Source organism: Thermosulfurimonas sp., assembly GCF_015491435.1.
Classification (GTDB): domain Bacteria; phylum Desulfobacterota; class Thermodesulfobacteria; order Thermodesulfobacteriales; family Thermodesulfobacteriaceae; genus Thermosulfurimonas_A.
Genome location: NZ_WFVX01000191.1, coordinates 1 through 18,773 on the forward strand (window position 1 = coordinate 1; position 18,773 = coordinate 18,773).

Genomic DNA, 18,773 nt, shown 5'->3' on the forward strand with positions numbered 1-18,773 from the left:
ACGAAACCCCAGGTTCCCCAGAAGACCGATCCATCTTACCGGATGCAGAAAAGGGGGATCACCCAGCAGGCGATCCAGAAGCAGGGCCAGGGTAAGGGTCCAAAACGGCGGCAGAGGGTTCACTCACAAAATACCCCGCCTGAGGTAATAGGAGTCCGGCACCTGGCGATAATATTCCTGCAGGGACTTGACCCCGAAGGTCCTGGTCCCCCGGAGTCTTCTTATGGCACAGGCCATAGCCCGGGCCCCGGAAATGGTGGTGGCATAGGGAATATTCAGTTCCATGGCGTAACGCCGGATGAGATAGGCATCCTCCCGGCTCACCTTCCCCTCGGCGGTATTTATGACCAGGTGAACCTCCCCGTTTTTGAGGAGATCCACGGCATTGGGACGCAACCCCTCGGAAATCTTGGGTACCACCCGGGCCGAAAGACCGCACTGGCGGAGGTATTCCGCGGTGCCCCGGGTGGCCAGCAACTCAAAACCGCACTCGGCAAGGGTGCGGGCCACCTGAACCACCTTGTCCTTATCTCGATCGCGAACGGAGATGAAGACCCGTCCCTCCAGGGGAAGGGGCATGCCGGCCGCAAACTGGGCCTTGGCATAGGCCAGGGGAAAATCCATGTCTATCCCCATGACCTCGCCGGTGGACTTCATCTCCGGACCCAGCATGACATCCACCCCGGGGAAACGCCGAAAGGGAAACACGGCCTCCTTCACCGAGACGTGCGGGGGCTCGATCTCCCGGGTAAACCCCAGGCTCTTAAGACTCTCGCCGAGCATGATCCAGGTGGCAAGACGGGCCAGGGGCACCCCGATGGCCTTGGAGACGAAGGGCACGGTGCGGCTGGCCCGGGGATTCACCTCCAGCACATAAAGCTCGTCGTCCTTGATGGCGTACTGCACATTCATGAGCCCCACCACGTTGAGTTCCCGGCAAAGGGCCTTGGTGGCTTCCCGGATCTCCTCCATGAGGGCGCGGGAGATATGGACCGGGGGGAGCACACAGGCCGAGTCCCCGGAATGTACCCCGGCCTCCTCGATATGTTCCATGATCCCGGCCACCACGGTGATCTCCCCGTCGGAGATGGCATCCACATCCACCTCCGTGGCGTCCTCCAGGAACTTGTCAATAAGGACCGGGTGTTCCGGGTTCACCTCCGCGGCCTCGGCCATGTAGCGTCGCAGCTCGGTCTCGGAATAGACGATCTGCATGGCCCGGCCCCCGAGCACATAGGAGGGCCGCACCAGGACCGGATAGCCGATCCGGGAGGCGATCTCCACGGCCTCCTCCACGGTGAAGGCCGTTCCGGCCGGGGGCTTCTTGAGCCCGAGTTTGTCCAGCAGCTCCACGAAACGCTCCCGGTCCTCCGCCCGGTCGATACTCTCCGGCGAGGTGCCGAGGATCCTGACTCCGGCTCTTTCGAGCGGCACGGCAAGGTTGAGTGGGGTCTGCCCCCCGAACTGCACAATCACCCCCTCGGGTTTCTCCTCCTCATAGATATTGAGCACATCCTCCAGGGTAAGGGGTTCAAAATAAAGCCGGTCGGAGGTGTCATAGTCCGTGGAGACCGTCTCCGGGTTGGAGTTCACCATGATAGACTCAATCCCTCGCTCACGCAGGGCAAAGGAGGCGTGCACGCAGCAGTAGTCAAACTCGATTCCCTGCCCGATGCGGTTCGGCCCCCCGCCGATGATCATCACCTTGCGTTTCTTCGAGGGCCGGGCCTCGTTTTCCACCTCGTAGGTGGAGTAATAATAGGGGGTATAGGCCTCAAACTCCGCGGCACAGGTGTCAACCAGCTTGTAGGTGGCCCGCACTCCGAGCGAAAGCCTCCTTTTTCGCACCTCCTCCTCGGTTGAGCCGGTGAGGAAGGCGATCTGGCGGTCGGAAAATCCGGCCTGCTTCAGCTCCCGGAAGTCCTCCTCCGCAAGCTCGGAAAGATCCCTTCCCCGAAAACGGTCCTCCACCTCCAGGATCTCGGCGAGCTGCCAGAGGAACCAGCGATCGATCTTGGTGAGCTCATAGATCTCATCCACGGAAAAACCGGCCCGCAGGGCCTCGCGCAGGAAGAAAATACGCTGGCTGTTCGGGCGGGCGAGTTTCTCCACGATAAGTTCCCGGGGAGGGGTCTCACCCCGGTCCGAGGGGCTCTTTCCGTCGGCCCCGAAGCCGAAGCGCCCGATCTCAAGCCCTCGCAGGGCCTTCTGCAGGGCCTCCTTGAAGGTGCGTCCGATGGCCATGGTCTCGCCCACCGAGCGCATGGAGGTGGTGATCTCGTCCCGGGTCTCCGGGAACTTCTCAAAGGTGAACCGCGGACACTTCACCACCACATAGTCGATGGTGGGCTCAAAGGCGGCCTTGGTCTCGCGGGTGATGTCGTTGGGAAGCTCGTCCAGGGTATAGCCCACGGCGAGCTTGGCCGCGATCTTGGCGATGGGAAAACCCGTGGCCTTGGAGGCCAGGGCCGAGGAACGCGAGACCCGGGGGTTCATCTCGATGACCACCATCTCCCCGGTCTCGGGATGGATGGCGAACTGGATGTTGGAGCCCCCGGTCTCCACCCCGATCTCCCGGATGACCGCGATGGCCGCGGTCCGCATGCGCTGGTATTCGCGATCGGTAAGCGTCTGGGCCGGGGCCACGGTGATAGAATCCCCGGTATGCACCCCCATGGGATCGAAGTTTTCGATGGAGCAGATAATGACCACCGAGTCCTTGCGATCGCGCATGACCTCGAGTTCAAACTCCTTCCAGCCCAGAACCGACTCCTCAAGCATGACCTGATGGATCAGGGAAAGCTCCAGGCCCTGTTCCACGATCTCCCGCAGCTCTTCAATGTTATAGGCCACCCCGCCCCCGGTCCCCCCGAGGGTAAAGCTGGGGCGCACGATGATGGGAAAGCCGATACGCCGGGCCGCGGCCTCGGCCTCGGATACCGAACGCACGATCTCGCTCCGGGGGACCTTGAGCCCGATCCGGGCCATGGCCTCCCGGAACTTCTCCCGGTTTTCGGCCTTCTCAATGACCTCGGCCCGGGCGGCAAGTAACTCCACCCCGTAGCGGTCAAGTACCCCCCGGCGGGAAAGCTCAAAGGCCAGATTGAGCCCGGTCTGGCCCCCCAGGGTGGGAAGCAGGGCGTCGGGACGCTCCTCCTTGATGATCTCGGTTAGCACCTCCGGGGTTAAGGGCTCGATGTAGGTGCGGTGGGCCATCTCCGGGTCGGTCATGATGGTGGCCGGGTTGGAGTTCACCAGGACCACCTCGTAGCCCTCCTCCCGAAGGGCCTTCACCGCCTGGGTGCCGGAATAGTCGAACTCGCAGGCCTGACCGATGACGATGGGCCCGGAACCGATGATGAGGATCTTTTTCAGGTCTGTACGTCTGGGCATGCCTCCTCCTTTATCTATTGGGGCCACTTCTGGAGAAGTTTTACCCGGGCTTTCTGGCGCAGATCTCGATACCAGCTTTCAAAGTAAGCGGCTCTCTTCTCCTGCGTGAGCACATGAAAAAGGATCTCTTTTTCCTTATCCCAGTCGGACCGATCCGCCGGGAGGATCTTCTCTATCTTTACCAGGTAGCAGGCCTGCTGGTCGCAGACCGGCTGCGGAAGGAATCCGATCTCCGCTCGCCCTCCCAGAGCCCGGGCCACAGCCTGGGGAACCTCTCCCTGGGCCAGTTCCTTGCGGCGCAAACGGACCTCCTTAATCGACCAGCCTGCCTTGCGGAGAAGACTTCGGGCCTCTCGGGCCTTTTTCACCCGGGCAAGAAGTTGTCGGGCTTTCTGACGGCACAATTCCCCGCCCTTTTCCAGACGGAAATCGGAAAGCACCCGCTTTCGGGCTTCGCGAAAACTCATGGGCTGGGCCGGCTGTTTTCGAAGAATCTGAAAGAGAAGCACCCCCTGCGGCCCCTCCACCGGTGCGGAAATCTCCCCTTCCTCCAGGGAACGCAGGGCCTCCTTGAGCGCCTGTCGGTTAAAGGGAGGAGGCGGGGCATCCTGAACGAAGGAAAGCTCTTTGAGCTTCAAACCCTCTTTGCCGGCGGCTTCCTTGAGGCTTCCCGCCAGCACCGCCTTTTGATAGAGATCGTCCGCGGCCTGATAGGCGGCCTCCCGGGCCCGACGGGCCATAAGCTCCTGGCGGATCTTCTCCTTGACCCGGACCAGAGGCTCAGGCCCCCCGGGGAGGACCTTTTCCACATAGAAGAGATAATAACCCTTCGGCCCCTCCAGCGGACCCACCACCTGCCCCGGCGGAGTGGAAAAGACGGCCTTGTCCGCAGCGGGGAAGAGTTCCCCGGGCTTGACCTCCCCCAGATCCCCGCCCAGCGGGGCCGTGATCCGATCCTGAGAATACTTGCGGGCCAGGGCTATGAAATCCTGCAGAGTCTTGGCCTTCCGGGCCAGGGCTTCCGCCTTCTTCAGGGCCTCCTGTTTCTTGCCGGGCTCGGCCCGGATCAGGATCATCCGCACCTTCCTTCTTTCCGGACGGACAAACCGATCCCTTTCCGCCTGATAATAGGCCTTGATCTCTTCTTCGGTAATATGAATCTTCTTGCGATAACGGGCATAGGGAAAATAGAGATAGGCCAAGCGGATCCGGGGAGGCCGGAGATAGCGTTCCCGGTGTTTCTGAAAATACTCCCGCAGTTCCTTTTCCCCTACCTGGACCTTACGGGCACAGACCCCATAGGGCAACCGGGCATAGAGCAGCTGGAGTTTCTGGTTCTGAAACTCGAAATATTCCCGCACCTCCGTCTTCGGGGCGAAGATGGTGGCGGTGAGGAAATGTCGCACCCTGGCCTCGAGCAGATCCTCCTTTACCGTTTTTTCGAAATCCCGGGGCATAATCCCCAGATCCCGGAGTACGGCCCGATAACGCCTGAAACTGAAATGTCCTCCCTCCTGAAAGGCCGGGAACCGGGCTATGGCCATCTGGATCTCCCGGGGATGTACGGAGATCCCCAGCCTCCGGGCCGCTTCTTCCATCAATCTCCGGCGAATCAACTCCTCCAGCACCTGTTCCCGAAAGTGGATCTTTTTGAGAAAATCCTCATCCACCCTGTCCCCGAACATCTGCCGCAACTGGCGATAACGCAACTCATAGAGGGTCTGATATTCGCGAACGGTGATATTCTTCCCGTTTACCGTAGCCAGAAGATCCACCCGTGAGGCCCGGAAGGTGCCCACCCCCCAGAAAACGAAGACGATAATGATGATGGCAAAGAGGATCTTTACCGCTGTGGACTGGGCCCCCTTGCGCAGGAAATCGAGCATGATGGCCTCCTCATCATGGGGTCGGCCTATTATAACGGATTTTTACCGTTAGGCCAGAAAACCTCCTTTGCACCCTCTCCACGGTCTCGGCCAGGCGCTCTCGCAGGACCCGGCTCCCGCTCACCTCCCGGGCCAGTTCCTCAAGAGCGCTACAGGCCTCCGGCAGATTTCCGCAGTAAAGCCATAGATCGTGTCCGGAAAGGAGGGCCAGCAGAAATCTTTCCGGAAGTTCGTATGACGATAGGGCCCCCATGGCCAGATCATCGGTGAGCACGAGCCCGGAAAACCCCAATTCCTCACGCAGAACCTTCACCGCCTGAGGCGAAAAGGTCACCGGATAATCCCCCCATTCCTGAACCAGAAGATGGGTGGTCATTATCAGGGGAAGCCCTTCTTTCAGGGCCTCCCGAAAGGGAAGCAAATCGGCCGCGGAAACCTCTTTCTTGCGGGGAAGCTCTCGATGGGGATCCCGTTCCACTCCGCCCAGTCCGGGAAAATGTTTGGCGCAGGGAAGGACCCCTTCCTCCAGGTGTCCCCGGATAAAGAGTCTGCCCAGTTCCCCCACTTTCTCGGGATTCTCCCCCAGGGTGCGCCCCCGCAGGAAATCCGGGGCCTCTTCCCCGGCCAGATCCAGAACCGGGGCCAGGTTCACCGAAAGGGACCATTGTTTTACCGTGCGGGCCAGCTCACGGGAAAAGGTCCGGATCTCTTCCGGACCTTTACGGGCCACGGTAAGGGGTTCGGGGAACTCCGGGGCCAGGGGAGGCCCTATGCGCTGCACCCTCCCTCCTTCCTGATCCACCATGAGGTAGCCCGGCTCACCGGGAAGGGTGCGCAGGACTCTCACAAGCTCCCGGCTGGCCTCTTCTTCCTGGAAATGGCGGCGAAAGAGGACAAAATGCCTTATCGCCAGATCCCGGATGAGTTCCCTTTCCTCCACTTCGGGCACCGGAGCCCCGGGGGTGAGAACCGCAAGAGAAGCCAGTTTCCGGATCACGCCTCAAACCCGTAACTCGCGTATATCCTCCGGGCCTCTTCGGAAAGGAGGAAGTCCCGAAACCGACGGGGGAGATCCTCCTCCACCCCGGCTCGCAGGGCCACCTGATACTCATTCCGCACCCTCTGTCCCGCCGGAAACTCCACATAATCGAAAAGCGGCTCCGGAAAGAAACGGGGATCCTGATAATAACGGACGAAGTGATAGTAGAGCGGGGCCACATCCGCCTCGCCGTGATAGATCAGAGCCGGAATCTCGCGATGGTGGACCAGACGCCCGGTGATGGCCTCCCGTTCGATCTTCTCGCGCAGTCCCGGAACCACGGAAAGGGCTTGAAGATAGGTCCGGTAGGACTGGGTCTCGGTTTCCGGATTGGAAATGGCCACCCGAATCTCCGGCCGCAGGAGATCCTCCGGCCCCCGGATCCCCAGCGGATTTCCCCGGGGCACCACCAATACCACCCCCCGATTGCGGGTGAAGGTGCGGGGTTCCTGAATCAGCCCTTTCTGGAGCAGCCGCTGCATAAATTCCGGCGGCCCCATTACTACCTGGGGATCCAGGGAGAGGATCAGATTTCCCACCGCCAGCGGACGCCCCTCGATCAGGGGAAGGAAACGTCCCGGGGGAAGGGTAACGTAAAAGACTTCCACCCTGCGGCCCAGCCGGGCCGAGAACCTCTCCAGGAGCTCGGGAATGACCATGAATTGATTGCCCTCCATGACGATCCGCAGTTCGGCCCCACAGGGATCCCCGTGAAGATCGTAAACGAGATTGGAACCGGGCAGATAGAGCTGATCCGGAACCCCCCGGCCCGCATCCAGGGGCCAGGGCAAGGTATAGGTCTTCATCGTAGCACCCCCCTTAAAATCTCCAGGGCCCGATCCAGATCCTCCCGAACGGTAAGCCGCCCCAGGGAAAACCGGAGCGTGGCCCGGGCTATTTCCGGGGCCACCCCCATGGCCGAGAGCACATGCGAGATGGCCCCGGAACGATCGTGGCAAGCCGCCCCGGTGGAGGCGCAGAGATCCGGAGCCCGTTCCAGGATCTCCCGGCCCTCCCTTCCCGGAAAGGCCACACTCAGGGTATTGGGCAGGGTATAAGCCGGTTCTCCGTGCCGGACGGCCCGGGGAAAGATCTCCCGTATCCCCTCCCAGAAATACTCTCTCAGTTCCCTCTGCCGTTCGGCCTCCTCGGGAAGATCGGAGGCGGCTATCTCCGCAGCCCGCCCCAGGGCCGCCGCCAGGGGCACGGGCTCCGTTCCGGGCCGAAGCCCCCTCTCCTGCCCGCCTCCGAAAAAGAGCGGAACCAGAGGCAACCCTTTGCGTACATAGAGGGCTCCGATCCCTTTAGGAGCATACATCTTGTGCCCGGCCACGGTAAGGAAATCGCAGTTTATCTCCTGCACCGAAACCGGAATCTTTCCCACCGCCTGCGCGGCATCGGTATGAAACCACACCCCGGCTTCCCGACAGATACGCCCTATTTCCGCCACCGGCTGAAGGACCCCGGTCTCGTTATTGGCCAGCATTACGGAAACCAGGAAGGTATCCGGTCGAAGCCTCCGCCGCACCTCCTCCGGATCCACCCGCCCCCGACCATCCACCGGCAGAAAATCCACCCTGAACCCGGCCTCAAGCAGCCTCAAGGCCGGCTCCAGCACCGAGGGATGTTCGATTCGGGAGACCAGAAGATGCCCCTTTTCCCGGGCCCGGGCTGCACCCAGCAGGACCAGATTGTTGGCCTCGGTCCCTCCGGAGACAAAGTAGATCTCCTCCGGAGCGGCCTCAAGAAGCGCGGCCAGGGAGGAACGAGCCCTCTCCAGCCACCGGCGGGCCCTCCTTCCCAGAAGATGCCCCGAACCGGGATTACCGAAGTCTTCCAGGGCACAAACCCGAAAAACCTCCACCACCTCGGGGAGGACCGGGGTGGTGGCATTATAATCCAGATAGATCTCCCGAGACATAGCCGATCTTATTATAGCACCTTCACCGGAGGTTTGACTTGCCGGGCCATTTTAAGTATCTTGGCTTCTGGAATATGCAGCGAGGAGGAGAGGTATGCCCTCAGTAGTGGTGGTAGGCACGCAGTGGGGAGACGAGGGAAAGGGAAAGATCGTGGATCTCTTAGCGGAGAGGGCCGATTATATCGTGCGTTTCCAGGGGGGAAACAACGCCGGGCACACCCTGGTAATCAACGGACGCAAACACATCCTTCACCTCATCCCCTCGGGGATCTTTCACGAGGGCAAGACCTGTCTTATCGGAAACGGGGTGGTGGTGGACCCGGCGGTGCTCCTTTCCGAGATCGATCGACTCCAGGAATCCGGGCTTCCCGTGCCTCCGGGAAAACTTTATCTGAGTGAGAAGGCCCATCTCATCATGCCCTATCACAAGGCCATCGATCTGGGCCGGGAATCCCTGCGCGGCAAGACCCGCATCGGGACCACCGGGCGAGGCATCGGTCCCTGCTACGAGGACAAGATCGCCCGGCGGGGAATCCGGGTGAGTGATCTTCTGGATCCGGAACTTTTCGGCCAGAAATTGAAAGAAATTCTGGAGGAGAAAAATTTTTATCTCCAGAAATATCTGGGGCGCGATCCCCTTTCCTACGAGGAGGTGTATGAAACCTATCTGCGTTATGGGGAACGTCTGGCCCCTTATGTAGCCAATATTTCCGAGATCCTGGCTCAGGCCCGGCGGGAGGGAAAAAACATCCTCTTTGAGGGGGCCCAGGGGACCCAGCTGGACATAGACCACGGGACCTATCCTTTTGTGACCTCCTCCAACACCGTGGCCGGGAACGCCTGTGCCGGAGCCGGGGTGGGGCCCACCTCTATCGACTATGTGCTGGGGATCGCCAAGGCCTATACCACCCGCGTGGGGGAAGGCCCCTTTCCCACCGAACTCCGGGATGCCACCGGGGATCACCTGCGAGAGTGCGGAGGCGAATACGGTTCCACCACCGGGCGTCCGCGTCGCTGCGGCTGGCTGGACGGGGTTATCCTTCGGGAGGCGGTCCGGCTCAACGGTCTCTCCGGACTGGCCATCACCAAACTGGATGTGCTTTCGGGACTGACAGAGATACGCTTCTGCGAGGCCTATGAGCTGGAGGGACGAAGACTCTCCAGTCTGCCGGCCCGGGTTTCGGAGATCTACCGGGTTAAACCCCTTTATCGGAGCTTTCGCGGCTGGCAGGAAGACCTTACAAACTGCCGCAGTCTGGACGATCTCCCTACCGCCGCCCGGGAATACCTGCGTTTTATTGAGGACTTCACCGGGGTGCCGGTGATCATGGTCTCCACCGGTCCGTCCCGGGACCAGAACATCCTGATCCGGGACCCGTTTCGCGCCTAAAGCTTCCATGAAAGAACGGCTGCTCATCGCCAATAGGGGAGAGATCGCCCTGCGGATCATGGAGGCCTGCGAAGAACTGGGCCTGGATTACGTGGTCGTATATACCCGGGCCGATGAGGAGAGTCTCCATGTCCGACGGGCCCGCCGGAAGTTCCGGATAGCCGATTACCGGGACCCCAACGAAATCCTGGCCGTGGCCGATGAGGCCGGATGCACCGCCGTCCATCCGGGGTACGGATTTCTGGCCGAGGATTTTCGGTTTGCCCGTCGGGTGGTCAAAAGATCGAGACCCCTTATCTTCGTGGGCCCCCGCTGGGAGGTCATCCGGGATCTGGGGAGCAAACTCAACGTTAAACGTCTGGCCCGGGAAATGGGGATACCGGTCATACCCGGAACCACCGAACCCCTTTACAACGAAATAGAAGCCGAAGCCAAAGCCGAGGAACTCTTCCAGTGGCTGGTCGAGAACGGAGAACCCGAACCCCGCCTGCTCATCAAGGCCTCGGCCGGGGGCGGGGGGATGGGCATCGAGGAGGTGCGGGAACTGGACGAGGTCCGTCCCATCTTCCGGCGCGTACGGGCCTATGCCAAGCGACTCTTCGGCGACGAAGGAGTGGTGATCGAGGCCAAGCTCTCCTGTTTCCAGCATCTGGAGGTCCAGCTCCTGGGAAACCAGCACGGAGAACTGGTCCATTTCGGCACCCGCAACTGCACCATCCAGAGCCCCGGGCGTCAGAAACGGGTGGAACTGGCCCCGGGATTTGATCCCGCATATCTCACCTATGAATTTTCGCCGGAAAGGGTCCTGGAAGAAATCGTCAATCATTCTCTGAAAATGGCCGAGGCCGTGGGATACGATAGCGTGGGGACCTGGGAATGGCTGGTTACTCCCGAGGGCAGGGCCTATCTCATGGAGGTGAACACCCGCATCCAGGTGGAAAACGAGATCTCCGCCCGTATAAGTCGAATCCGCAAGCGGCCCGTAAACCTCATCCGGGAGCAGATCCGGATGGCCCTGGGCGAAAAACTGGGGTACACTCAACGGGACATCACCTTTCAGGGAACAGCCATTGAACTCCGACTGGTGGCCGAGGATACCCGGAGAAACTTTCGTCCCCTCTCCGGAACCATCACCCGCTTTCAATATCCCCGGTATCCCTGGCTCACCGTGCGCACCCACGTGCCGCAGGATCGTCCCTATACCATTCCCACCGAATACGACCCCAATCTGGCCCTCCTCATCGTATGGGGAGAGAATACCCCCCAGGCCCTGGAAAGAGCCCGTCGGGCGCTGGAGGAGATGATCCTGGAAGGGCACACCTCCGGAGGAGGCCCTCTGCACTCCAACGTCTCTTATTTGTGGGAAAAATTGAAGGAAGTATATCGTTTTCCGGTATGAGTGAGATCTATCGAGAACTTACAGATCTGTGGGAAAGGGCGGTCTATCTCCGGGACATTAAGGGGGAAGACTGGGAAAACATCTCCGAGCTGGTGAAGGTCCTGGAGGATCTGCGGCGGGACTTTTACGAGCGTCCGTCCGCGGACCTGGAAAAGCGTCTTCCGGGCTTCCGGAGCCGCATCCTAGAGCTTGAGGATCTGGCTGCTCGCACCCTCACCCCTTACGAAGTGGTAAGGATCGTACGTCATCCGCAGCGTTTTACCCTTCTGGATATCCTGGAGAATGTCTATGATCGTTACACCGAACTGGGGGGAGAGGGAGAAATCAATATCGACCCGGCGGTGGTGGTGGCCCGGGCCATGATCTCCCGAAGGGTGGGAGACAAGGTCTATCTGCATCAGGTCATGGTCATCGGGCACGAGAAGGGTCACGGAGAGGAATTCCGCGAGGGAGGGAGTGCCAAACCCTGGGGTAACGAGAAGGCCCTGCGTTACATGAAGATCGCCGAGACCGAGGGTATTCCCATTCATTTTTACATCTTCACCCCGGGGGCCTATCCCATCGAGGATTATCCCGGAGCGGCGCAACAGATCGCACGCAACCTTTACACCATGGCCAAACTCAAGGTCCCCATGGTGGCCTTTATCTCCGAGGGAGGTTCGGGAGGGGCCGAGGCCATCGGGCTTGCGGACATGCGGCTCATGGCCTCCAGGGGTTACTATTCGGTGATCAGTCCGGAGGGAGCCGCGGCCATCGAGGCCAAGCTCAAAAGCGGCCGCCCCCCGCGGGAGCTGGTGGAACGCTGCGCCCGCAATCTCCGGCTCACCGCCGAGGACAACCTCCGTCTGGGCACCATAGACCGTATCGTCCCCGAGCCCCCGCTGGGGGCCCGGCGGCGGGACTACGCCTTTTTCCGTCGTCTGCGCTACGAGATGATCCGGGCTACCGACGAGGTGGTCCTACAAACCCGCAGTCTGCGCACCTTTCGTAAATACGTGCTCTCGCGGCGCAACGGCTCCGAGGTGCCGGAGGACTTCGGCATCTATGTCAACTGGGAACTCTCCGAGGACGAAAAGGAGATCCTGCTGGAGAATCGCTCCCGAAAATACCGCGAAATGAGCCGCTGGGCCATCTGCGGAAGGGTATCCCGGCTCCAATCCTATCTGGAAAAGGGGCAGGATCTGGGAACACGCATGTTCCACGGATTGCGCCACGGTATCTTCCGGCAGAGTCAGAAGGCCCTGCGGCGCATGTTCGAGGAATTCACCCAGGAGGGATCGGCCTTTCTAAAACCGGTAACCGATCCGGTGAAAACGGTCTATAACCTGGTGGCCGGACGGAAAAAGAAAGTCCCTCGCATCGTTTCCCCCATCGAAAGGATCGAGGAACCCGAGGACATTTATGTAAGTCCTCTGGCCCTGGAGGATCGCACGGTCACCTGTCCCAACGCCGAAACCCACGGCTGTCCGGACCTCTGGGTGCCGGATCTTTACGGGGAATTCTGCGGGGTATGCCCCAACTGCGGACACCACTTTCCCTTAGAGTATCAGTGGTATCTCAACAATATCTTCGACCGGGGAAGTATCCGGGAGTTCAACGAGGAGATTTCTTCGGGCAATCCGCTCAACTTTGAGGGTTATGCCGAAAAGCTGGCCGAGGCCCGTAAAAAGACCGGGCGCAACTCGGCCATGCTCACCTTTGAGGCCAAGATCGGGGGAATATCCCTCATCGTGGCCATGTTGATAGCGGATTTCCGGCAGGGTACCGTAGGGGTGGCGGAGGGGGAAAAATTCATCCGGGCCTGCGACCGGGCACGGGTTACCCGGCGACCTTTTCTGGCCCTGGTCCACACCACCGGAGGCATCCGCATCCACGAGGGAACCCTGGGGGTGGTGCAGATGCCCCGCTGTACCCTGGCTGCCAGAGAATACATCGATTCCGGCGGGCTCTATATCGTGGTCTATGACAATAATTCCTACGCCGGACCGGTAGCCAGTTTTCTGGGGTGTTCTCCCTATCAGTTCGCCCTGCGCTCCACCCGCCTGGGCTTTGCCGGTCCCCGGGTGATCCTGGAGACCACCGGTCAGCCGGTGCCTCCGGACTACCACAGTGCGGAAAACGCCCTGCGCAGGGGACATATTCAGGGAGTCTGGGATCGTCGGGAACTGCGCCTGAAACTCTACGAGGCCCTGCTTACCATGGGCGGACGTAACCTTTATTATCGGTAAGAAGCCATGGGTATCGACCATCGCAAAATCAATCGGCTCCTTCAGAAATTACGAAGTCATCCTTATTGTGTGTATGCTATCGAAACCCCGCATACCGGATATCTGCGTTCCTTTCGGGTGAAGGAGGGGAGTGAGGTCCAGCCCGGGGAGATCCTCTTCCTGCTGGAAAGGGAGCGCAACCTCAAGCCGGTAAAATCCCGGGTATCCGGCCGGGTGCAGCGGTTGCGCCAGGATCTTCTGGATCGTTTTGTGGAGGCCGGGGAACCGATCCTGGAGATCTGGCACCCCCTGAGCCAGGAAGAGGTCATCTCCGAGATCCTGCAGGAGGCCCTTCAGGTGCTCCGGGCTCCGGAAACGGCCCGTTACCTTCCCTCTCCGGAGATAGAGGCCCGTTTACGCAAGGACGGTCCGGGAAAGGCCCTGGTTCATCCCGGGGAGGATCTCCTGATCATGACCTTCATGAAACGGGAAACCCCTATCCGACACGAGGGCCCCCCGGCGGTCATCTACCGGATCTTTTTCGATCCGCAGGAGGTGGTCCCTGCCGGAAATCCCCTCCTGGGGCTGTGTTCCCCGGAGGAGGTTCCCTACATTGACCGGGTGCTGGCCCGGATCCGGGAGGAATGGCCGGAGCAATAGATCCCCGCAGGCGGGCGGAAGAACTGGGGCGTGAGATCAGGGTCTTCCGCAGCGTGGAACGTCTGATGCCGCTGGCCTATGAACTGGCCTGTCGCGAACCTCGCACCGCCCACGGGAGGCTTTTCCGCGCGGAAAGGCTCTCCGCGGCCCGCGGGCGACACGGACGCCTCTGGGTGGCGGAAACCGGGGGGCTCTGGCTGGCCCTGACCCTCTACGACGATCTGCTTCCCGCCACCCGGGGGCTTTTCTCCCTGGTTTTCGGGATCGCCCTGGGAGCCCTGGCCGCCAAACTGGACCTTCCGGCCCGGGTCCGCTGGATCAACGATCTCCACCATCAGGGGCGCAAGATAGCCGGGGTCCTGATTCAAAAAAGAGGAGAATGGCTGGTGGTGGGAATAGGCATCAACGTAAACAACCCTCCTCCGTCGGCCTTCCCGGCGGAAAGTCTCTCCCGTCTAAACGGAGGCCCCCTGTCCCTGGACGAAGTCCTGGAAAGGTTCCTGGATCATCTGCGACACTATTACGGTTGGTTACGGGAGATCGAAAGCCGACTCCACCCCTACGATTCTCCGGAGGAAAACCTTTTGATTCGGGAATTTCGGCGCTTTTCGGACACCCCGGGACGCTGTGTGGCCTGGGCTCCGGATCTGGATCACACCCCCGAGCCTTTTATCGGACTTGCGGAAAGGATTCTCCCGGACGGAAGCCTTCTCCTCCGGGGAGCCGAAACCCGCGTGGTCTCCTCCGGCGAGATCATTTATCTCTTCTGAGAAGCTATCCCTCCCCTTCCAGGATGAGGAAGAGTTTACTCACCGCCTCCTCGGGCGAATCCTCATAGACCACTCCCTCGATCCCGGGCCAGGTGCGCAGCCCCACCACCGGCTTCCACATCTTCAGGGCCAGGGCGATCTCGGAGAGGGTGCCGTAGCCCCCGGAGACCGCGATCAGGCCCTGTACGGAACGCACCAGGATAACGTTTCGGGCATGCCCCATATCCGTGACCACCGGTATCCGGATATAGGGGTTGGCCTCCTCGGCCTTGCGCCCCGGAAGGATACCCACGGTAAGTCCACCGGCTTCCAGAGCCCCTCGGGCCGCGGCCTCCATCACTCCGCCCAGCCCGCCGGTATATACGATGGCTCCCCGTTCGGCCAGAAGCCGGCCTACCCGATAGGCCAGTTCATAAACCGCGCTTCCGGCGATCCCGGTTCCGATCACCCCGATACGGTAAACTCTATTATTCGGAAAATCCATACTCTCCCACCAGTTTTACGAATCTCACCGGCTCCAGGACCTGCCGGTGAAAGGTCCCGCCCTTTTTCACCACCTTTACCAGATACTGCGAATATTCGTCTCCCACCGGCATGACCAGTCGCCCTCCCTCGGCCAGCTGCTCCAGCAGGGGCTCCGGCACCCTAGGACCGGCGGCGGTAACGATGATGGCCTCGAAGGGGGCAGCCTCCGGCCAGCCCTTGGTTCCATCCCCCACCCGGAGAAAGATATTCCGATATCCCAGGGCCTCAAGAACCCGGCGGGCCCGCTCGAGAAGCCGGGGATGCCTTTCGATGGAATAAACCCATCGGGCCAGTTCCGCGAGAATCGCCGTCTGGTATCCGGACCCGGTCCCCACCTCGAGCACCTTCTCTTCTCCCCTGAGTTCCAGGGCCTCGGTCATCAGGGCCACGATATAGGGCTGGGAGATGGTCTGCCCCTCCCCGATGGGCAGGGGATAGTCGGCGTAAGCCTGATCCCAGAGAGCCTCTTCCACAAAGAGATGCCGCGGCACCTTGCGCATGGCCTCAAGCACCCGCTGGTCGGTAATCCCCCGGGCGGCGATCTGCTGGGCCACCATGCGTTCCCGGGCCCGCCGATAGATATCCTTGTCCGGAAGATAGGGGTTCATGAGGAAGGCCTGGTTACATAATAGATGCAGTCCACCACCTGGTCTCCGGAAAAGGTGATCCGCAAAACCTCCACCTCTTTCCGCCCCCACTTCTCCCCCAGCCCGGGGATACGGGCCAGGGCATCCTCCTGTAAATGATAATAGATCCATATTTCCCGTCCGTCCGGAAGCCTTTCCACCCGGGCGGGAGGGCCCAGATACCTCTCCACCTCCTGCCGGGTGGAAAGGCCCTTGTGGACCATACAGGCCTTGGAAGCCAGATTAACCCCCGGCCCGGAGGTACAGGCCGCAAGACCCAGCAATAGGATCCATATCCCCAGATAACGTCTCATTTTTCCCTGCCTGTCGATTTATAGTATAATTCCCTCAAAAAGGAAGGAGGTTTTATGCGGTGCCCTAAATGTAAACTCATCACCTACGAAGGCAACACCCGCTGTCCGCGTTGCGGGGAAGACCTCAGCGCCCTGGTGGAGGCCCTGGGCCCCTTCTACAAGTTTAGTACGAATGAAATCTTCCTCAAAGACACCCTGATCAAACCACCCCCCTTCATCGGGGCTCCAGAAACTCCTCAGCCCTCGGAGATGCCCCTGCCCCCCCTGCACGAGGAGCCCACGGAACCAGAGACCCTGTCCCTTCAACAGGAAGAGGTAAGCCCGCCTCCACCGGAAAGGAGGGAGGGAGTGCTCAAAGAACTGGAGGAAGCCCTGGAAGAAGATCAAGGATAAGGGTTTCCCCAGTAGTCCTTGAGTTTCCCCTCGGCCAGGGCCCGGGTCTCCTCCAGGGCCTTCTGGTAATATTCCCGGGCCAGAGCCCGCACCCGGGAGGCGGTGCGGGTATCCGGAAAATTATCCAGCAGATACAGCAGCCGGTAATAAGCAGCCCGATAACGCCCGGTACGGAAGTAAAAACGAGCCACATACCATTCGTGTTCGGCCAGACGTTCCCGGGCCCGGGCAATACGTCGCTTGGCTTCATAGACATAGGGAGAATCGGGGTAGTTGTCGATGAGCCGCCGGTAAGCCTCGATGGCCTTGCGGGTGTAAGTCTGATCCCGATCCGGTGAAAGCATCATCCGGTAATAACAGGTCCCGATCTGGAAGATTACGTAAGGCACCGCCTCGTTGGTGGGATGCAATTTCTCGAATTCCTGGTAAAGGACCACCGCCTCCAGATACCGACCGGAAAAGAACTTACAATCCGCCAGTTTCAACTCCGCCCACAGGGCGTAGGGACTGTCCGGGTAACGATCCCTTATCTCCTGGAAATCCTTTTCCGCCAGCTCATAATAGCCCTTTTCAAAGTGCCGGCGTGCCCTTTCCACCAGCTGCTGGAGCCTGGCTTCCGGGGGTTTGGGTTTGTGGGTGAACCAGGAAAGGAGCCCCCCTTTCTGGCCCTGGTGGGTCCCACAGGAAGACAGCCCCAAGAGAAGGATCAGGGAGATGACTATCGGGGAAAGACGCTTCATGTCCTTCTTTCCAGCAGATAGAGTTCGGCCATGTAGGCGGCGGTGGCTCCGTCTCCCACCGCGGTGACGATTTGCCGACAGCTTTTGGCCCGTACATCCCCGGCGGCAAAGACTCCGGGAAGAGAGGTGCGCATCTCGGCATCGGTGATGATGAACCCTCCTTCATCCAGGGCCAGTACCCCTTCCAGCCATTCGGTATGCGGACGGATCCCGATAAAGATAAAGACCCCACCCACCTCGAGCACCCGTTCCTCGCCGGTCCTGACGTTTTTTATCCGTACCCCCTGGACTTTGTCTTCTCCCAGGATCTCGGTCACCACGGAATTCCATACGAATTCGATCTTGGGATCCGCAAAGGCCCGTTCCTGAAGGATACGGGTGGCCCGGAGCTGATCCCGCCGGTGGATGAGATAGACCTTGCGCGCAAACCGGGTCAGGAAGACGCTCTCCTGAACGGCGGTGTTACCTCCTCCCACCACCGCTACTACCTCGTCCCGAAAGAAAGGCCCATCGCAGGTGGCGCAGTAGGAAACCCCTTTTCCGGTGAGTTCTCTTTCCCCGGGGACTCCGAGCCTTTTGGGCCCGGCCCCGGTGGCCACAATCACGGTGGGAGAGACCAGGGTCTCGCCGCTGCCCAGATGTACCAGATAAAGGTCGCCGTCCTGGGTAAGGCCGGTGGCCTCGTCCAGCAGGGGCTCGAGCCCTAGGTTCCGGGCCTGGGCCAGGAATCTTTCCATGAGTTCGGCCCCGGAGATACCCTCCGGGAAACCGGGATAGTTCTCCACCCGGTCGGTATTCAGGATCTGGCCTCCGGGAGAAAACTTCTCCACCAGAAGGGTGCGCAGCCGGGCCCGCGCGGCATAAATATAAGCGGTTAGCCCGGCCGGCCCTCCTCCCACAATAACCAGATCCAGACCCCGTTTCATCAGGCCGCCAGGACCTTGGAGATTACGGCCTCAATGGTGCTCTTGGCCACGGCTCCGGTGATACTTTCCACCGGCTGGCCGTTCTTGAAGAAGATCAGGGTGGGAATGGCCCGGATGCCGTATCTGCCAGGGGTTACCGGGTTTTCGTCCACATTGAGTTTGCACACCTTGAGCTTACCCTGGTATTCTTCGGCCAGCTCCTCGATCACCGGAGCAATAGCCCGGCAGGGCCCGCACCAGGCCGCCCAGAAATCCACCAAAACCGGAATCTCGGACTTGAGCACCTCCTGCTCGAAGTTCTGATCGGTCACCTGACAGACCGCCATGACAACCCCTCCTTCTTGTTCTGAATTTCCTTAAAACATACTAGGCTCCCCGAAGCAAGACAAGACTAGAAAAGGCGAAGGATCTCCTGGAGGGTAGAGATCCTGATGGTCTGGAGATCGGCTTCCGCAGCCCCGTCCCCCGCGGGGATCACGGCCTGCCGGAAACCGAGACGGGCGGCCTCCCGGAGTCGGGGACCCAGCCCCATCACCCGGCGCACCTCCCCGGACAACCCCACTTCCCCGCAAAAGACCACCCCC

17 protein-coding genes and 1 pseudogene are annotated in these 18,773 nt (G+C 60.5%); 6 read left to right on the plus strand and 12 right to left on the minus strand.

The annotated features are described in order from the left end of the window. Positions 1-123: 123 nt before the first annotated feature. From carB to F8J34_RS08800, 5 genes are read right to left on the minus strand one after another with little or no spacing between them, the layout of a single operon-like run. On the minus strand, positions 124-3,393 hold the full coding sequence (gene carB, locus F8J34_RS08780) for a carbamoyl-phosphate synthase large subunit (RefSeq protein WP_297058468.1): 3,270 nt from the start codon (positions 3,391-3,393) through the stop codon (positions 124-126). A gap of 14 nt (positions 3,394-3,407) precedes the next feature. Beyond that, positions 3,408-5,279: a SurA N-terminal domain-containing protein gene (locus F8J34_RS08785; protein WP_297058470.1), complete on the minus strand. Its 1,872-nt coding sequence runs from the start codon at positions 5,277-5,279 to the stop codon at positions 3,408-3,410. 13 nt (positions 5,280-5,292) lie between these two features. Then, positions 5,293-6,276, minus strand: coding sequence for a glycoside hydrolase family 3 N-terminal domain-containing protein (locus F8J34_RS08790; RefSeq protein ID WP_297058472.1), 984 nt, complete (start codon positions 6,274-6,276; stop codon positions 5,293-5,295). Then, positions 6,273-7,124 carry a substrate-binding domain-containing protein gene (locus F8J34_RS08795; RefSeq protein ID WP_297058475.1) on the minus strand — a complete coding sequence of 284 codons (852 nt, stop codon included), beginning with the start codon at positions 7,122-7,124 and terminating at the stop codon, positions 6,273-6,275. The genes F8J34_RS08790 and F8J34_RS08795 overlap by 4 nt, the downstream gene beginning before the upstream one ends. Further along, positions 7,121-8,239: a cysteine desulfurase family protein gene (locus F8J34_RS08800; RefSeq protein ID WP_297058477.1), complete on the minus strand. Its 1,119-nt coding sequence runs from the start codon at positions 8,237-8,239 to the stop codon at positions 7,121-7,123. Before F8J34_RS08800 ends, F8J34_RS08795 begins: the two co-directional genes overlap by 4 nt. A 94-nt stretch (positions 8,240-8,333) precedes the next feature. Here F8J34_RS08800 and F8J34_RS08805 point away from each other — a divergent pair, with 94 nt between their 5' ends. The 5 genes from F8J34_RS08805 to F8J34_RS08825 are packed head-to-tail and all read left to right on the plus strand — an operon-like array spanning position 8,334 to position 14,665. Beyond that, a complete protein-coding gene (locus F8J34_RS08805; RefSeq protein WP_297058482.1) occupies positions 8,334-9,629 on the plus strand; it encodes an adenylosuccinate synthase in 1,296 nt (431 codons plus the stop codon). Between the two features lie 7 nt (positions 9,630-9,636). Further along, complete coding sequence (locus F8J34_RS08810) at positions 9,637-11,028, plus strand: biotin carboxylase N-terminal domain-containing protein (RefSeq protein ID WP_297058485.1); 1,392 nt, start codon at positions 9,637-9,639, stop codon at positions 11,026-11,028. Then, complete coding sequence (locus F8J34_RS08815; RefSeq protein ID WP_297058488.1) at positions 11,025-13,256, plus strand: acetyl-CoA carboxylase carboxyl transferase subunit alpha/beta; 2,232 nt, start codon at positions 11,025-11,027, stop codon at positions 13,254-13,256. Before F8J34_RS08810 ends, F8J34_RS08815 begins: the two co-directional genes overlap by 4 nt. 6 nt (positions 13,257-13,262) lie before the next feature. Continuing rightward, the gene (locus F8J34_RS08820; protein ID WP_297058492.1) at positions 13,263-13,895 is read left to right on the plus strand and encodes a hypothetical protein; all 633 of its coding nucleotides are present in this window, start codon (positions 13,263-13,265) and stop codon (positions 13,893-13,895) included. After that, positions 13,880-14,665, plus strand: coding sequence for a biotin--[acetyl-CoA-carboxylase] ligase (locus F8J34_RS08825; protein WP_297058495.1), 786 nt, complete (start codon positions 13,880-13,882; stop codon positions 14,663-14,665). Before F8J34_RS08820 ends, F8J34_RS08825 begins: the two co-directional genes overlap by 16 nt. Positions 14,666-14,669: 4 nt before the next feature. Here F8J34_RS08825 and F8J34_RS08830 read toward each other — a convergent pair whose 3' ends face one another. From F8J34_RS08830 to F8J34_RS08840, 3 genes are read right to left on the minus strand one after another with little or no spacing between them, the layout of a single operon-like run. Next, complete coding sequence (locus F8J34_RS08830) at positions 14,670-15,149, minus strand: TIGR00725 family protein (RefSeq protein ID WP_297058498.1); 480 nt, start codon at positions 15,147-15,149, stop codon at positions 14,670-14,672. Further along, positions 15,133-15,798: a protein-L-isoaspartate(D-aspartate) O-methyltransferase gene (locus tag F8J34_RS08835; RefSeq protein ID WP_297058500.1), complete on the minus strand. Its 666-nt coding sequence runs from the start codon at positions 15,796-15,798 to the stop codon at positions 15,133-15,135. The genes F8J34_RS08830 and F8J34_RS08835 overlap by 17 nt, the downstream gene beginning before the upstream one ends. Then, entirely contained in the window at positions 15,795-16,130 is a 336-nt protein-coding gene (locus tag F8J34_RS08840; RefSeq protein WP_297058503.1) for a hypothetical protein, read from the minus strand. The genes F8J34_RS08835 and F8J34_RS08840 overlap by 4 nt, the downstream gene beginning before the upstream one ends. A 54-nt stretch (positions 16,131-16,184) precedes the next feature. Between F8J34_RS08840 and F8J34_RS08845 the strand changes: the two genes are divergently transcribed. Next, on the plus strand, positions 16,185-16,523 hold the full coding sequence (locus tag F8J34_RS08845) for a hypothetical protein (protein WP_297058505.1): 339 nt from the start codon (positions 16,185-16,187) through the stop codon (positions 16,521-16,523). Here F8J34_RS08845 and F8J34_RS08850 read toward each other — a convergent pair. The 4 genes and pseudogenes from F8J34_RS08850 to F8J34_RS08865 all read right to left on the minus strand — a co-directional run. Continuing rightward, on the minus strand, positions 16,514-17,263 hold the full coding sequence (locus tag F8J34_RS08850; RefSeq protein ID WP_297058507.1) for an outer membrane protein assembly factor BamD: 750 nt from the start codon (positions 17,261-17,263) through the stop codon (positions 16,514-16,516). The genes F8J34_RS08845 and F8J34_RS08850 overlap by 10 nt on opposite strands. Continuing rightward, entirely contained in the window at positions 17,260-18,189 is a 930-nt protein-coding gene (gene trxB / locus F8J34_RS08855; protein ID WP_297058510.1) for a thioredoxin-disulfide reductase, read from the minus strand. The genes F8J34_RS08850 and trxB overlap by 4 nt, the downstream gene beginning before the upstream one ends. Then, on the minus strand, positions 18,189-18,515 hold the full coding sequence (gene trxA, locus F8J34_RS08860) for a thioredoxin (protein ID WP_297058512.1): 327 nt from the start codon (positions 18,513-18,515) through the stop codon (positions 18,189-18,191). Before trxA ends, trxB begins: the two co-directional genes overlap by 1 nt. Positions 18,516-18,580: 65 nt before the next feature. Next, positions 18,581-18,773, minus strand: a pseudogene (locus F8J34_RS08865) (DNA repair protein RadA); the annotation flags it as partial.

Bases quoted from the DNA above. Each gene is read 5' to 3' on its own strand.
- F8J34_RS08795 (WP_297058475.1), bottom strand. From the start codon at position 7,124: ATGAAGACCTATACCTTGCCCTGGCCCCTGGATGCGGGCCGGGGGGTT.
- F8J34_RS08810 (WP_297058485.1), top strand. From the start codon at position 9,637: ATGAAAGAACGGCTGCTCATCGCCAATAGGGGAGAGATCGCCCTGCGG.
- trxA (WP_297058512.1), bottom strand. From the start codon at position 18,515: ATGGCGGTCTGTCAGGTGACCGATCAGAACTTCGAGCAGGAGGTGCTC.
- F8J34_RS08825 (WP_297058495.1), top strand. From the start codon at position 13,880: ATGGCCGGAGCAATAGATCCCCGCAGGCGGGCGGAAGAACTGGGGCGT.
- F8J34_RS08845 (WP_297058505.1), top strand. From the start codon at position 16,185: ATGCGGTGCCCTAAATGTAAACTCATCACCTACGAAGGCAACACCCGC.
- F8J34_RS08800 (WP_297058477.1), bottom strand. From the start codon at position 8,239: ATGTCTCGGGAGATCTATCTGGATTATAATGCCACCACCCCGGTCCTC.
- F8J34_RS08830 (WP_297058498.1), bottom strand. From the start codon at position 15,149: ATGGATTTTCCGAATAATAGAGTTTACCGTATCGGGGTGATCGGAACC.
- trxB (WP_297058510.1), bottom strand. From the start codon at position 18,189: ATGAAACGGGGTCTGGATCTGGTTATTGTGGGAGGAGGGCCGGCCGGG.
- F8J34_RS08815 (WP_297058488.1), top strand. From the start codon at position 11,025: ATGAGTGAGATCTATCGAGAACTTACAGATCTGTGGGAAAGGGCGGTC.
- F8J34_RS08850 (WP_297058507.1), bottom strand. From the start codon at position 17,263: ATGAAGCGTCTTTCCCCGATAGTCATCTCCCTGATCCTTCTCTTGGGG.
- carB (WP_297058468.1), bottom strand. From the start codon at position 3,393: ATGCCCAGACGTACAGACCTGAAAAAGATCCTCATCATCGGTTCCGGG.
- F8J34_RS08820 (WP_297058492.1), top strand. From the start codon at position 13,263: ATGGGTATCGACCATCGCAAAATCAATCGGCTCCTTCAGAAATTACGA.
- F8J34_RS08835 (WP_297058500.1), bottom strand. From the start codon at position 15,798: ATGAACCCCTATCTTCCGGACAAGGATATCTATCGGCGGGCCCGGGAA.
- F8J34_RS08785 (WP_297058470.1), bottom strand. From the start codon at position 5,279: ATGCTCGATTTCCTGCGCAAGGGGGCCCAGTCCACAGCGGTAAAGATC.
- F8J34_RS08840 (WP_297058503.1), bottom strand. From the start codon at position 16,130: ATGAGACGTTATCTGGGGATATGGATCCTATTGCTGGGTCTTGCGGCC.
- F8J34_RS08805 (WP_297058482.1), top strand. From the start codon at position 8,334: ATGCCCTCAGTAGTGGTGGTAGGCACGCAGTGGGGAGACGAGGGAAAG.